The organism is Photorhabdus antumapuensis (assembly GCF_020387775.1).
GTDB lineage: Bacteria > Pseudomonadota > Gammaproteobacteria > Enterobacterales > Enterobacteriaceae > Photorhabdus > Photorhabdus antumapuensis.
Genome location: NZ_JAHZMK010000032.1, coordinates 85,653 through 100,883, shown reverse-complemented (window position 1 = coordinate 100,883; position 15,231 = coordinate 85,653). Strand labels below are relative to the sequence as shown.

General features: G+C 45.2%; 9 protein-coding genes. All 9 read left to right on the top strand.

The features are described 5' to 3' along the window. Window positions 1–6: 6 nt before the first annotated feature. Window positions 7–2,901, top strand: coding sequence for a pitrilysin (gene ptrA / locus KZ793_RS13835; RefSeq protein ID WP_225815861.1), 2,895 nt, complete (start codon window positions 7–9; stop codon window positions 2,899–2,901). Further along, window positions 2,901–6,506 (top strand): exodeoxyribonuclease V subunit beta, encoded by a 3,606-nt coding sequence (recB, locus tag KZ793_RS13830; RefSeq protein WP_225815889.1) that lies wholly within the window; start codon window positions 2,901–2,903, stop codon window positions 6,504–6,506. Before ptrA ends, recB begins: the two co-directional genes overlap by 1 nt. Then, window positions 6,506–8,359: an exodeoxyribonuclease V subunit alpha gene (gene recD / locus KZ793_RS13825; RefSeq protein WP_225815860.1), complete on the top strand. Its 1,854-nt coding sequence runs from the start codon at window positions 6,506–6,508 to the stop codon at window positions 8,357–8,359. The genes recB and recD overlap by 1 nt, the downstream gene beginning before the upstream one ends. Window positions 8,360–9,080: 721 nt before the next feature. Next, window positions 9,081–11,216 carry a type I secretion system permease/ATPase gene (locus KZ793_RS13820; RefSeq protein WP_225815888.1) on the top strand — a complete coding sequence of 712 codons (2,136 nt, stop codon included), beginning with the start codon at window positions 9,081–9,083 and terminating at the stop codon, window positions 11,214–11,216. A gap of 122 nt (window positions 11,217–11,338) precedes the next feature. After that, window positions 11,339–12,754, top strand: coding sequence for an HlyD family type I secretion periplasmic adaptor subunit (locus KZ793_RS13815; RefSeq protein WP_225815859.1), 1,416 nt, complete (start codon window positions 11,339–11,341; stop codon window positions 12,752–12,754). A 120-nt stretch (window positions 12,755–12,874) separates the two neighbouring features. Continuing rightward, on the top strand, window positions 12,875–13,393 hold the full coding sequence (locus KZ793_RS13810; RefSeq protein WP_225815858.1) for a DUF5625 family protein: 519 nt from the start codon (window positions 12,875–12,877) through the stop codon (window positions 13,391–13,393). A 58-nt stretch (window positions 13,394–13,451) separates the two neighbouring features. Next, a complete protein-coding gene (locus KZ793_RS13805; RefSeq protein WP_225815857.1) occupies window positions 13,452–13,970 on the top strand; it encodes a DUF5625 family protein in 519 nt (172 codons plus the stop codon). A 150-nt stretch (window positions 13,971–14,120) separates the two neighbouring features. Then, window positions 14,121–14,642, top strand: a complete 522-nt coding sequence (locus KZ793_RS13800) for a DUF5625 family protein (RefSeq protein WP_225815856.1) — start codon at window positions 14,121–14,123, stop codon at window positions 14,640–14,642. Window positions 14,643–14,700: 58 nt separating this feature from the next. Further along, a complete protein-coding gene (locus KZ793_RS13795) occupies window positions 14,701–15,222 on the top strand; it encodes a DUF5625 family protein (RefSeq protein WP_225815855.1) in 522 nt (173 codons plus the stop codon). The last annotated feature ends 9 nt before the right edge of the window (window positions 15,223–15,231 follow it).

Genomic DNA, 15,231 nt, shown 5'->3' with positions numbered 1-15,231 from the left:
CCGATAATGCATAAACATCTTGTCCGCATGATTGCTGTGATGTTCCTGCTTTTTTGGGGAACGGCAGGTTATGCGCAAACACCACAACTACAGTGGCAGCCACTGCAAGAGACAATTTATAAAAGCGAAAATGATCACCGTCAGTATCAGGGAATCAAATTGGCAAACAATATGACGGTTTTGCTGGTATCTGATGAGAAAGCAACCAAATCTTTGGCAGCGGTAGCGATTCCGGTTGGCAGCATGGAAAACCCTGACAGCCAGCTCGGGCTTGCACATTATCTGGAACATATGGTTCTGATGGGATCTGAACGTTATCCACAATCAGGTGATTTATCTGAATTTTTGCAAAAACATGGTGGTAGCTATAATGCCAGCACGGCTTCTTACCGCACGGCTTTTTACCTTGAAGTAGAAAATGAGGCGTTAGCTCAAGCCACAGATCGTCTGGCTGATGCACTGGCTGAGCCGTTACTTGACCCAGTGAATGCAGATCGGGAGCGAAACGCCGTTAATGCAGAGATGACAATGGCGCGTTCTCGTGATGGGATGCGGGTTGCTCAAATACGGGCAGAAACCTTGAATCCTAAGCATCCCAATGCCCGTTTTTCTGGAGGTAATCTAGAAACATTGAAGGATAAACCGGGGAGTAAATTACAGACAGAACTGGTGGATTTCTATCAGCGCTATTATTCGGCCAATCTAATGAAAGGTGTCATTTACGGTAATCAGCCTCTCGATAAACTGACTCAAATTGCTGTTGATACTTTTGGTCGGATACCTGACAAAAAAGCGAGCGTACCGCCAATTACTGTTCCGGCAGTAACGGAAAAAGAGAAAGGGATTATCATCCATTATGTTCCTGCCCAACCGCAAAAGGCATTGCAATTGGAGTTCAGCATTGACAATAACAGTACTGATTTCCGCAGTAAAACTGATGAATATCTCGGTTATATGATAGGCAACCGTAGCCTGAATACATTATCAGATTGGCTGCAAACTCAAGGGCTAGCAGAAAGTATCAGTGCCGGTGCGGAACCTATGGTTGATCGCAACAAAGGCATCTTTTTTATTTATGTTACGTTGACAGACAAAGGGCTTGCACAACGGGATCAGGTTGTTGCGGCTATTTTTGCTTATATTAATTTATTAAAACAAAAAGGCATCCAGAAAAGTTATTTTGATGAGATTGCGAAGGTTTTGAATCTATCGTTCCAGTATGGCTCTATTGTTCGTAATATGCATTATATCGAATGGTTATCGGATGCTATGTTGCGAGTTCCTGTTTCCAATGTACTTAATGCCAGTTATCTGGCTGATGATTATAACCCGAAAGCAATTGCTAGCCGACTTGATGAGTTGACTCCTGAAAATGCGCGTATCTGGTATATCAGCCCAAAAGAGTCGCATAATAAACAGGCTTATTTTGTTCAGGCACCTTATCAGGTTGATCGAATTACATTGCAGCAACGAGTTAAATGGCAGCAATTAGAGGGGCAAATGAGTTTTTCTCTGCCTGCGCCAAATCCTTATATTCCTGATGATTTGAAGCTGATAAAAGCAGACAAGAGTCAAAAACATCCAGAGATGATTCTTGAACAACAGAGTGTTCGCCTGTTCTATATGCCGAGTCAATATTTTGCTGATGAGCCTAAGGCCAGCATTACATTAGATTTACGTAATGTAAAAAGTTTGGATAGTGCCCGTGAGCAGGCCACTTCCTCTTTGCTTGATTATTTGGCAGGGCTTTCCCTCGACCAGCTTAGTTATCAAGCTTCTGTTGCTGGAATGAATATTTTTACGAGTTCATCACAGGGAATGCAACTAGGAGTAAGTGGTTACACTCAAAATTTGCCGGAACTTTTAACCTCTTTAATCAGTCATTACATGGCGTTTACGCCAACTGAGAGTCAACTGGAGCAAGCTAAGTCTTGGTATCGTGAACAGATAGAAGTTTCCAATAACGCTAAAGCGTATGAAATGGCTATGCAGCCGTTAAAGCGCCTTTCTGTGGTGCCATACACGGAACAGTCCACTCGTCTGAAAGCGCTGGAAACTATCACTGTTCAGGATATTGTTACGTATCGTCATAAAATGATAAAAAATTCTGCTTTGCAGATGATGATCATTGGAAACTTGACCGAACAGCAGAGCAAAGTGATTGCCGAATCCGCTCATAACCAACTAGCAAATCAAGGAAATGACTGGTGGATTGGGGATAAGGTGGTGATTGATAAAAATTACCCGGTTAATTTCCAGCGTGTTGGCAGCAGCACAGATGGCGCTTTGGCAGAAGTTTATATTCCGACGGGTTATAACCGTATAGAAGGTTATGTTTATTCCAGTTTGTTGAGCAATATGCTCCATTCGTGGTTCTATGAGCAGCTAAGAACAACAGAGCAACTGGGGTATGCGGTGTTTGCTTTCAATACCAGTGTGGGGGAGCAGTGGGGATTGAGTTTCCTGCTACAAAGTAATAGTAAGCAACCCAAGTATTTGAATCAGCGTTATCAAAATTTCTATCAAAACGCGGGTAATAAATTGAAAACCATGTCTCAAGCTGATTTTGAACAGTACAAGAATGCACTGATTAATGAAAAGCAGCAACCGCCGCAAACTTTCTATGCCGAAGTTGCTCGTTTCTCCAGTGATTTTAGCCGCAATAACTTTAGTTTTGATAGTAGAGATAAAATGCTTGAGATACTGAGGAAAACCACACAGAAACAATTGATTGATTTCTATCGGAATGCGGTAATCAAACACCGGGGGCTCTCATTGATTTCACAAGTGATTGGTAAATCAGGAAACTTGGATGGATATGCGAAATTGAAGGATTGGAAAACCTATCAGAATGTGACTGAATTTCAGAAACGGTTACCTGTTGAGGTAAGAGCTCAGTGATCACAGAGATATCTGTCCACAGGCTTAATGTATTAACTCTGCCGCTGAATGGTCAGCGGCTGATTGAAGCGTCAGCCGGGACGGGTAAAACCTACACCATCGGCATTTTATATCTGCGTCTTCTACTTGGAATAGGAAAAGATGCCGCTTTTTCACGACCTTTAAGCGTGGAAGAAATTCTGGTGGTTACGTTTACTGAGGCAGCAACAAATGAGTTACGTGGGCGTATCCGTGAAAATATTCATAAACTTCGCCTTGCTTGTATTCGAAACGAAGTAGAAGGCGCGGAACCTGCCTATCAACAGCTATTGGATGGAATCCCAGATAAAGGGCGGGCGGCTGTCTGGTTACTGGCCGCAGAGCGGCAAATGGATGAAGCCGCGATTTATACCATTCATGGTTTTTGTCAGAGGATGTTGGCACATAATGCTTTTGAATCTGGGATCTTGTTTGAACAGACATTAATTCAGGATCAACAGCCATTAGAACGGCAGGGGTGTGCCGATTTCTGGCGGCGCCATTGTTATCCATTGCCGTTATCAATGGCACAGGTAATCAGCCAGGAGTGGAGTGGGCCGGAAGCTCTGTTGGCTGAATTACACCCTTATTTACAAGGGGATATGCCATATATGGTTAATGCGCCGGACAGTGATGAAACGTTGTTAAGTCGCCATGAAAAAATTACCCAGTTGATCAGCGATGTTAAATACCAATGGAATGGAGTTGCTGGAGAGTTGAACGATTTAATTGCGAGCTCTGGTGTTGATAAAAGAAGTTACAGTAGTAAGCACTTACCAAATTGGCTGAATAGTGTCATGGATTGGGCTCAGGCGCCTACAGAGGATTATCTGTTGCCAAAAGCGCTGGAGAAATTCCGGCAGTCAGTATTGGCAGAAAAGACAAAGAAAGGTGAGGTACCTGAACATTCACTTTTTGTGGCGATAGATGATTTGTATCAGCAACCACTTACTTTACGTGATTTGATTATCTCTAGGGCTATTATTGAAATTCGCCAATCAATCCGTCAGGAAAAACTAACACGTGGTCAGATGGGGTTTGATGATTTACTTACCCGTCTTGATGATGCTCTGAAAGGCCCTGGCAGCGATTTGCTTGCTGAAACTGTCCGTCGGCGCTATCCGGTTGCTTTGATTGACGAGTTTCAGGATACCGACCCACAGCAATATCGGATTTTTCATACCATCTATGGCAGTCAGCCTGAAAATGGATTGCTGTTTATCGGCGATCCTAAACAAGCTATTTATGCATTTCGGGGTGCAGATATTTTCACTTATATTCGTGCCCGTTCTCAGGTAAGTGCTCACTATACTCTGGAAACAAACTGGCGCTCTGCCTACTCAATGGTACAGGCAGTAAACAAACTGTTTATGCGTTCAGAAAATCCATTTTTGTTTGAGCAAATCCCTTTTATCGAGGTTTCTGCGGCAGAGAAAAACCGGGAACTCTCTTTTAGTTATTATGGTGAAGAACAGGCCGCATTGAATTTCTGGTTACAATCAGGAGAAGGTGTTTCCACCGGAGATTATGAGCAAACGATGTCACGGCTCTGTGCCGCGCAAATTCGTGATTGGTTGCAGGCGGGGAGCGAAGGGCGTGCTCTGTTACATCAAAGTGAGGAAGCCCGACCTGTGACGGCGGCTGACATTACGGTTCTGGTGCGTAGCAGAAAGGAAGCCATACTGATCCGTAGTGCACTTAATCTGTTATCTATCCCTTCCGTATTTCTTTCTAACCGAGAAAGTGTATTTGATACCGCAGAAGCCAAGGATATTCTCTGGTTGCTGCAAGCGGTGTTATCACCAGAGAAAGAACGAGTCTTGAGAAGTGCGCTTGCCAGTGGCTTGTTTGGTTTGACCGCTCGACAGATAGACAAACTAAATCATGATGAGAAAGCATGGGACCAGTTAGTTGATGAATTTGATAGCTACTTTCGTCTGTGGCAACGCCGTGGTGTGTTACCTATGTTACGAGCGGTAATCGCCAACCATCATATTGCTGAGAATTTGCTTGCCAGTTATGACGGTGAACGGCGTTTGACGGATGTGATGCATATTGGTGAGTTGTTGCAGGAGATATCTTTACAACTTGACAGTGAACATGCAGTCACCCGTTGGTTGGCTCAGCAGATCTCTCATCCTGATCCACAATCTGAAAATCAGCAGATGCGGCTGGAAAGCGATCGTCATTTGGTACAAATTTGTACTATCCATAAATCTAAAGGACTGGAATATCCGCTGGTATGGTTGCCATTTATCTGTAATTTCAGGGAGCAGAAGCGGGCGATATATCATGATCGTACAAGCTTTAATGCTTGCCTTGATATCTTTCCTGATGACGAGACGATTGAGCTGGCGGAACAAGAGCGATTGGCAGAGGATTTGCGTTTACTCTATGTCGCATTGACGCGTTCTGTTTACCATTGCAGTGTCGGCGTGGCTCCGTTGATAAAAGGCAATAAGAAAAAGATCGGGGATACTGATCTGCATCAGAGTGCTCTGGGCTATTTGCTGCAAAAGGGAGTGAAAGGGGATGCTAATTTTCTGGCAACATCACTTAAAGAATTAAGCGGGGATGGCATTGTTGTATCGTTAATCAATGATACTGACGATCATCCTTGGCAATCGCAAAGTAGAAATGATTTGGTACTTTTGGCCAGGCAATTTAAACGCAGAGTCCAGGATGATTGGCGTATTACCAGTTATTCTGGTTTACGAAACTCGGTGGTTCATCGTGGCAGTGCTGCTGCTTATTTTGCTGGAGAAGAATCTATTGACGTGATAGTTCAGTCTATTGCGCCAAAACTTGATATTGATGCCAGTGGTGAAAAGCAGTCAGTGGAACAACCTGAAATGACGCCCCATACATTCCCACGAGGAGCCTCCGCAGGGACTTTTTTACACGCTATTTTGGAAGAACTTAATTTCAGCCAATTACCCGATGGGAAATGGTTGGTAGAACAACTAGAATCAGCCGGATTTGATGAATGCTGGGGTGGGATATTACAGCAATGGATGGCCGATATTTTTACCATTCCATTGAATGATGAAGGTCTGCAACTTGCAAAAATTCCACTGCATCATCAACAGAATGAAATGCAATTTTATCTGCCGGTTGAGCAACTTTTGCGATCTCAGGAATTGGATACGGTAATGCGTCGTTATGACCCGGTTTCCGCTCGTTGTCCCCAACTGGAATTTCAGCAAGTGAAAGGGATGCTGAAAGGGTTTATTGATTTGGTTTTCTGTTGGCAAGGCAGATTCTACGTGCTGGATTACAAATCAAACTGGTTGGGAGAGGAGAGCCAGTCTTATACCCGTCAGGCAATGGAAACCGCCATGATTGAGCATCGCTATGATCTGCAATATCAGCTTTATACATTGGCGCTGCATCGCTACTTGCGTCACAGGTTAGTTAATTATGATTACCAACAACATTTCGGCGGAGTGATTTATCTGTTTCTGAGGGGGATAGATAAACAGCAGCTGGGGAATGGTATTTTCAGTTGTCGGCCATCGGCTGAATTTGTTGATGCTTTGGATCTGCTTTTCAGCGGTAATGAACAGTCTGAAAAAGAGAAAAATTAATGATTTCGTTATTACAACAGGCAGTAAACCTCAGGCTTTTGCGTTCATTGGATTTACAGTTTGCTCATGCATTGATTGAAGATAAAGATCCTATTTTGTTGTTGGTGATGGCGCTGTTAAGCGCTGAAACGGGTATCGGGCATGTTTGCTTGCCGGTTAATCGGATAATGCCTGAATATTTTTTTGATGGGCGACATCGTGAATTTGCCGAACAGTTATGGCAGGTTGCGGGAAAACCTGATGAACAGAGTTTGCTGATAGCGCTGGAAAATTGTGCTGCTGTTAGTGATGGACTTCAACCAACGCCGGTTGTGCTTTCCCATGACCGACTCTATTTGCAGAGAATGTGGCAAAGTGAGTGTCAGGTTGCGGCTTTTTTTTCCCGCAATCAGCCAACTGATCATATTCAGGAACAGCAACTGAAAGCCATTCTGGATGAATTATTCGTACTGTCTAAGGAGGCAGTGGACTGGCAAAAAGTGGCGGCGGCTGTTGCGGTGACTAGCAGAATTTCGGTTATCTCTGGCGGACCGGGAACCGGGAAAACAACTACGGTTGCTAAACTGTTGGCCGCCTTAATTAAACTTGAACCTGATAAAAAGCGGGTTATCCAACTGGCGGCTCCGACCGGAAAGGCGGCTGCGAGATTGACCGAATCTCTTAACAGTGCGGTCAGAAAATTGCCTCTGACGGAGAAACAGTTTGCATGCATGCCAGATCAGGCGCAGACGATTCATCGCTTGCTAGGAGCGCAGCCTGATAGCCAGCGATTACGTTATGATCGAGATAATCCACTGAGTTTGGATGTGCTGGTGGTGGATGAAGCGTCAATGGTGGATTTACCCATGATGGCCCGGTTGATTGATGCATTACCACCGAAAGCGAAAATTGTTTTGCTTGGTGACCGTGATCAATTGGCGTCAGTGGAAGCAGGCGCGGTGTTGGGTGATATGTGCCGTTTTGCTGAACTGGGATACAGCGTAGCGAGGGCACAACAGTTAAGTCGGTTGACTGGATACCAGTTAGTTGCAGGTGAGCAGCAAGATATCCCAGAGGTTCGTGATCGTTTGTGTCTTTTACGCAAAAGTTACCGTTTTAATGTAGATTCTGGCATTGGTCAGTTGGCTACGGCAGTTAATCAAGGGAAGAGTCGGCAAGCGCTCTCTATTTTGCAGCAACCGTTGAAGGATATCAGTTTTTACCCGTTGTCTGACGATGAAGATTATCAGCGATTGCTAGCAGAAACGGTATCGGGTTATCACGCTTATTTACGACTGGTAACAAAGCAGGCACCGGCCAAAGCGATTTTAGATGAATTTAATCGCTATCGTTTGTTGTGTGCACTTAGAGAAGGGCCGTTTGGTGTCAGTGGGCTTAATGAGCGCATAGAACAGCTATTACATCGTCAGGGGCTTATTCGTCGCCCAGTCGGGATTTTCAGCCGTGGTTATGCAGGCCGACCCATCATGATATCGCGTAATGACAGCACGCTAGGTCTGTTTAATGGTGATATCGGTATTATGCTCAGAGACGAAAATAATGAACTGCGTGCTTATTTTCAGTTGCCTGATGGACAGATTAAAGGAATCCAGCCAAGTCGTTTACCACAACATGAAACGGCGTATGTGATGACCGTACACAAATCGCAGGGCTCAGAATTTGAACATACAACTCTGGTATTGCCGACGCAGTTTGTGCCGGTTGTCAGCCGTGAATTGGTCTACACAGCGATAACCCGTGCCAGAGAAAAACTGACTCTTTATGCACATGAAGCGGTATTGCGTCAGGCAATTCAAACGCCAACCCAAAGGCGAAGCGGGTTAGCAGAGCGGCTTAGCTTACAGGCGTATTAGCGCTTGCTCGGATAGACGGCTTGTGCAAAAAAATTTATATGTTAATGATGTGGTCATATCTTTTCTGACGTTTATTGAACGTTATTTGCTCAATTGTTGGATTGGAATTTTTAAGTCTGACAAGCAGGTCATTAATACCTTTAATCAGCTTTCTGATTTGCCGTATTGACTTCGGTAAATATGCCTTTCTATTTTTGTAAAAAGTTCTTGATTAGGTAATTGGAAAATTCTCGTGCAGTGAGCTGGAGATTATATTGACCTATACAAGAAAAATGTGTCTAAAACCTGCCTGTATGCCAAATTTTGGCTAGTTTCTAATTGAGGTATCTTTTCTTAGTTGAGTGATTATTAGCCGTAATATTCAGTTGGTAATACCGATTAGTTTCATTGTGATGGCTATATACTGATCGATATCTTAATTTCACCGATTCAAGAGTCGTTACAATTACTGAATCAAATTGTTGATGTTTATATTTTGTTATCAATGTAAACAATAAAATTATAAATTTAATAAATTTTAATATTATTGTGTGGTTAATGTCACAATTTGTGAATATATTAAATGAAATTTATTATTATTTGATGATATAAACGCCTAATTATATGAATTGTGATTTGTTTACTAAACGGATTGCGGATATGTCTGGATAGCTTGCTAGGGGTGAGATGAATATCCAGATTTTTGATTTAAGGATTAAGTTGTCTGATGCAAGATAATGAAATGAGTACTGAGTCACCCCACTCTTCCCCGGAGCTGGATACCGGCCTGATTTGCTTGGCCATGTTGGCTAGGTTTCACAACATAGCTATATCGACTGAACAACTTTCACACGAATTTTCTACTTCCAACCAAGGTCTTACCTTGAAGGAGCTGCTGCTGGCTGCTCGTCATTCAGGGCTGAAAGCTAAGGCTGTACACACAACACTTGCCAGACTTGAACATACTCCATTGCCCGCCATTGCTATGGACAGAGATGGGAAGTTTTTTATTTTGGCCAAACTGGATAAAGAACAGGCTTTGATTCAGGACCCACGTTCGGTGCGCCCCGAAGTTATCAGCTTCGAGCAGCTTGAGCAGCGTTGGACAGGGCAACTGGTGCTTGTGCGTTCCAGTAACGGTCTGCCCGGAGAAACTTCACGCTTTGACTTCACTTGGTTTATCCCGGCTATCGTCAAATACCGCAAGTTGTTGGGTGAAGTTTTGCTGGGGTCTTTTGCCTTGCAGTTGTTTGCCTTGGTGACTCCGTTGTTCTTTCAGGTGGTCATGGACAAAGTACTGGTGCACCACGGCCTAACCACACTGGATGTTGTCGCGACGGGATTGCTGGGTATCATGCTGTTCGAGTCGGCCCTGAGCGGTCTGCGTAGCTACGTGTTTACCCATACGACCAGCCGTATTGATGTGGAGTTGGGGTCGGGTCTGTTTCGGCACTTGATTAATCTGCCGCTGGCTTACTTCCAGGCTAGACGGGTCGGTGATTCTGTGGCTCGTGTACGCGAACTGGAAAACATCCGCAGCTTCCTCACCGGCAACGCCATTACCCTGATGCTCGACGTGCTTTTTTCTCTGGTGTTCATTCTTGTGATGTTCTATTACAGCGGCTGGTTGACTCTCATTGTGGTGCTATCATTGCCGCTCTATGCATTAGTCTCGGTGTTGGTTACACCTCTCTTGCGTAAGCGATTACAGGATAGCTTCACACGCAACGCCGAGAATCAGGCATTTCTTGTCGAAACGGTAAATGGCATCGATACCCTAAAGTCAATGGCGGTTGAACCGCAGGCCATCCGCAAGTGGGACAACCAACTGGCGGCTTATGTTGCCGCAGGTTTCAAAACACAGACCTTATCCACTATCGCCAATGAAAGCGTTTCGCTTATTGGCAAGTTAGTGACGGTCGCCACACTCTGGCTCGGTGCGCGTCTCGTGATAGAGGGGCAGCTATCGGTGGGGGAATTGATCGCATTCAATATGCTGGCCGGTCGTGTCAGCGGCCCTATCATGCGTCTGGCGCAACTGTGGACCGGCTTCCAGCAGACCGGGGTCTCAGTGCAGCGTCTGGGAGACATCCTTAATTCCCGTACTGAATTGTCTCAGGCTACACGTAGCACAGTACCGCCGCTCAAGGGGCAGGTAGAGTTCGAACAGGTGCATTTTCGTTATCGGGCTGATGGTTCTGAGGTGTTGCGCGGAGTCAACTTGGTCATTGGCGCGGGAGAAATCATTGGTGTGGTGGGCCGCTCCGGTTCCGGTAAAAGCACCCTGACCCGCTTGTTGCAGCGGCTCTATGTTCCTGAGCGTGGACGGGTCATGGTCGATGGCATGGACTTGGCATTGGCTGATGTGTCCTCGCTGCGCCGACAGATTGGCGTGGTGTTGCAGGACAATATGCTATTTAACCGCAGCATTCGCGAAAACATTGCCTTGAGCGATCCGGGGGCGCCGCTCGACATGGTCATGCACGCCGCCCGCATGGCGGGAGCACATGAATTCATCCTTGAACTGCCCGAAGGTTACGACACCATTGTGGGTGAGCACGGCGCGTCACTTTCGGGCGGTCAACGGCAACGGGTAGCCATTGCCCGAGCTTTGATCGGCAATCCTCGCATTTTGATTTTCGACGAGGCAACCAGTGCGCTGGACTACGAGTCTGAACGGGTGGTGCAGCAGAACATGCAAAGTATTTGCAAGGGGCGCACGGTCATCATTATCGCTCATCGGTTGTCCGCTGTACGCGACGCGCATCGTATCCTCGTGATGGATCGCGGGCAGATAGTTGAACAGGGAGCCCACGCCGAGTTACTGGCGTGTCAGGACGGCCATTATTCACGACTGTATCGGATGCAGCAGGGCTGAAAGGCTTCCATTTCCGGAGCGTACGATGAAAACGGCTAATAACGTAATCAATGGTTAATAACACAGTCAGAGGTAGATGTGACCAAGATAAATATACTCCGATTCAAGGAAAATAACTTCGAATGAGCGCCACCCTTTCTTTATTGCAGCGTTATCGTCACGCGTGGCGTCAGTCTTGGGGCCAACGTAAAAGCATGGATGTGTCGCCGCGACTTGCTCATGAATTACAGTTTTTACCGACGGCTTTGGAGTTGCAGGAAACACCGGTTCACCCAGCACCGAGAATTTTCACCTGGAGCATTATGGGTTTCGCTGTATTGGCGTTGCTCTGGGCCTACATCGGCAAAATCGAGGTAGTGGCTATCGCTCCGGGAAAGGTCGTTCCCAATGGCAAGACCAAGTTGATTCAATCCAGTGAAACGGCGGTGGTCAGAGCGATCCACGTCAATGACGGCCAAACGGTGAAAGTTGGCGAGTTGTTGGTCGAACTCGACCCGACGGCGGCGAGCGCTGACGTCAGCCGGGTCCAGAGTGAGCTGCTGGCTGCTCGTATCGACAGTGCGCGGAGTGCCGCCATGCTCGACGCGATCAATCAGCAGCAGTCGCCGGCGTCGCTGGTAGGAACGATTGCCAACGCCAATCCTGAGCAGGTGCTCAGTGCCCAACGCTGGCTTCAAGGACAATACCAGGAATACCGCAGCAACCTAGAGTTGGTGGATGCGGAAATCCTCCAACGCAGCGCCGAAATTCAGTCTGCGCAGTCTCAGGTGGCTAGCCTGCGAAAAACGTTACCGATTGCTACGCGATTGGCCGAGGATTACCAGCGGTTATTGGCGAAACAGTATGTGTCGCGGCATGCATATCTGGAAAAAGAGCAGACGCGATTGGATCTGCAACGCCAGTTAAGCGTACAGCAGGCCAGTGTCTTGCAGCATACCGCCGCTCGGGACGAAGCACGACGTCGGCGTGAGGCTGTTGTTGCGCAAAATCGCCGCGCTATGCTCGACCTGCAACAGGAAGCCAACAAAAAAGCAGCGACCTTGGTTCAGGAGCTGGCGAAGGCCCGTTACCATGAAACCCTGACTAGCCTCAAAGCCCCGGTGGCTGGCACAGTTCAACAACTTGCTATCCATACCGTCGGTGGCGTGGTGACACCGGCACAGCCGCTGATGGTCATCGTCCCCGCAGACCAACCAGTAGAAGTGGAAGCCATGCTGGAAAACAAGGATGTGGGTTTCGTTCACGTTGGTCAACCGGTCACTGTCAAAGTGGAAACTTTCACTTTTACCAAGTACGGCACTGTTGACGGCGAAGTGCTCAACGTATCGAACGACGCTATCGAGGATGAAAAACGCGGGCTTATCTATAGCAGCCGTATTCGCTTGAAGTCTGATCACGTGTTGGTCAATGGTCAGCGAGTCGCGCTGTCTCCGGGCATGTCGATCACGGCAGAAATAAAAACCGATCAGCGTCGGGTGATCGATTACTTCCTGAGCCCGTTGCAGCAGCATCTGGATGAAAGCCTGAGAGAACGGTAAGAGAACGGCGGCTTGTGGGGGCAGCTCTGTGAGCAAGGTTCGCCGTACTTACCGTTTTCCGCTTTTGAGATAAGTTACTGTTAATGTTTTTCGCTGCCTTACTTTATTTGGAGTGATGAAATGAAAGTATTACGTATACACGAAAGGTTCAAAAACTGGCGCAACATGATTATTTTCATGAGCTGCACCTTATTAATGGCATGCTCTAAGCCGATGGATGTATATAAACCGATTGATGTATCGCATTCGGGGCAATCCGTCAAGATTGATTTTGAAATCAGCAAGGTTGGAGATTATCAGTTTGCTCTGCTGTTTGATAAAGGGGATGATGATGAAATGAAAAGGCGGCTTGAATTATTCGGTTATATTGATAAGGACGGAGTTATAACCCCCGTTTCGCTTCATTTGGTTAGAAACGGCGAGGTTTTTTTTGACGAGAAAATAAGCGCAGGGGGACGTAGCTGGGGACGTACCTTTGATTTCGAAGGGAGAAGTATAACTACGGCTGTGCGAGAAATTAAAACATTTTCGTTACCTCCCGGACGCTACTCTGTGGTGATTACCACCCTAGAAGATGTTCCTGCTTTTAATGGCATTCAGAGTTTTGTAGAGCTAACCTATTTTAATCCGAAGATTTAAGAAGGTTTGAAATGGTATCGGTATAAACAAAGAAAATATCAAAGTTTGGAGTGATGAAATGAAAATATTACAGGTATATGAAAGATTTAAAAACTGGCGAAATATCATTGTTTTTATGAGCTGCACTTTATTAATGGCATGCTCTAAGCCAATTGATATATACAAACCGATTGATGTGTCGCAGTCTGGTCAATCCGTCAAGATTGATTTTGAAATCAGCAAAATTAGAGATTATCAGTTTGCCCTACTGTTTGCTACTGGGAATGGTCATGATGAAATGGAAAGGCGATTTAAGTTGTTCGGGGATATTGGAAAGGATGGGGTTGCTATCCCTGTTTCGCTTCGTCTGGTTAAAGACGGCCAGATTCTTTTTGACGGGGAAATAAATACGGTGGGATCCGGTTGGGAACACACTATCTATTATAAAAAGAAAAAGATAAATGCGGTGGTGCGCGATATTGAAATATTTAAGTTACCCCCTGGACGTTACTCTGCGGTGATTACCACCTTGGCGGAGATGCCAGTTTTTCATAGTATTGAAAGTTTTGTACAGCTCACGTATTTTCCGAATATTTAAAATAGTATCAGTATATACCCCATAAACTTCAAGTTGCAGTTCGCAAGATGAAAGTGGCTTATTATTTCTCCGCACCACCTAGAGATAATAGATGTATATTGAGGTGTGGTAAGTCTAAATAAAGGAAATATTAAAATTTGGAGTGACGTAATGAAAGTATTACAGGTATACGAAAAGTTTAAAAAATGGCACAAGACGATTATTTTTTTAAGTTGTGCTTGGTTGGTAGCTTGCTCTGAGCCAATTAATATATACCGACCGATTGATGTGACGCAGTCTGACCAATCAGTCAAGATTGATTTTGAAATCAGGAAGATTGGAGATTATCAGTTTGCCCTGATGTTTGCTACTGGGCGTGGTCATGATGAAATGGACAGGAGATTTAAGTTGTTCGGGGATATTAATCATGATGGGGTTGCCATTCCCGTTTTACTTCGTCTGGTTAAAGACGGCGAGGTTTTTTTTGACGAGAAAATAAACTCAGGAGAATGCTGTTGGGGGCGTACTGTCTATTACAAAGCAAGAAGGATTAATACGGCTGTGCGCAATGTTAAAATACTTGAGTTACCACCCGGACGTTACTCTGCGGTAATTACTACCCTGGAGGATGTGCCTGCTTTTAATGGCATTCAGAGTTTTGTACAGCTCATATATTTTAATCCAAAGATTTAAGAGGGTTTGAAATGTTATCGGTATAAACAAAGAAAATATTAAAATTTGGAGTGATGAAATGAAAATATTACAGGTATATGAAAGATTTAAAAATTGGCGAAATATTATTGTTTTTATGAGCTGTACATTATTAATGGCTTGCTCTAAGCACATTGATATATACAAACCGATTGACGTATCGAAGTCTGGTCAGTCAGTCAAAATTGATTTTGAAATCAGCAAGGCTGGAAATTATCAGTTCGCCCTGCTGTTTGATAAAGGGGATGACTATGAAGAAATGAAAAGGCGGCTTGAATTGTTCGGGAATGTTGATAAGGACGGAGTAATAACCCCTGTTTCGCTTCGTCTGATTAAAGATAGCAAGATTTTTTTTGACAAAAAAATAAATGCAGGAGGACGTGGTTGGGGACAGTCTTTCGATTACGAAGGAAGAAGAATAAATATGGCTGTGCGAAACATTAAAATACTGGAGTTACCCCCCGGAAGTTACTCCGCGGTAATTACCACACTGGAGGATGCCCCTGCCTTTAATGACATCGAGAGTTTTGTTGAATTCGCCTATTTTAATCCAAAGATTTAATTTATTCAG

Coding starts and splice junctions, on each gene's coding strand:
- KZ793_RS13805 (WP_225815857.1), top strand. CDS start 13,452: ATGAAAATATTACAGGTATATGAAAGATTTAAAAACTGGCGAAATATC.
- KZ793_RS13800 (WP_225815856.1), top strand. CDS start 14,121: ATGAAAGTATTACAGGTATACGAAAAGTTTAAAAAATGGCACAAGACG.
- ptrA (WP_225815861.1), top strand. CDS start 7: ATGCATAAACATCTTGTCCGCATGATTGCTGTGATGTTCCTGCTTTTT.
- KZ793_RS13795 (WP_225815855.1), top strand. CDS start 14,701: ATGAAAATATTACAGGTATATGAAAGATTTAAAAATTGGCGAAATATT.
- KZ793_RS13820 (WP_225815888.1), top strand. CDS start 9,081: ATGAGTACTGAGTCACCCCACTCTTCCCCGGAGCTGGATACCGGCCTG.
- KZ793_RS13810 (WP_225815858.1), top strand. CDS start 12,875: ATGAAAGTATTACGTATACACGAAAGGTTCAAAAACTGGCGCAACATG.
- recD (WP_225815860.1), top strand. CDS start 6,506: ATGATTTCGTTATTACAACAGGCAGTAAACCTCAGGCTTTTGCGTTCA.
- KZ793_RS13815 (WP_225815859.1), top strand. CDS start 11,339: ATGAGCGCCACCCTTTCTTTATTGCAGCGTTATCGTCACGCGTGGCGT.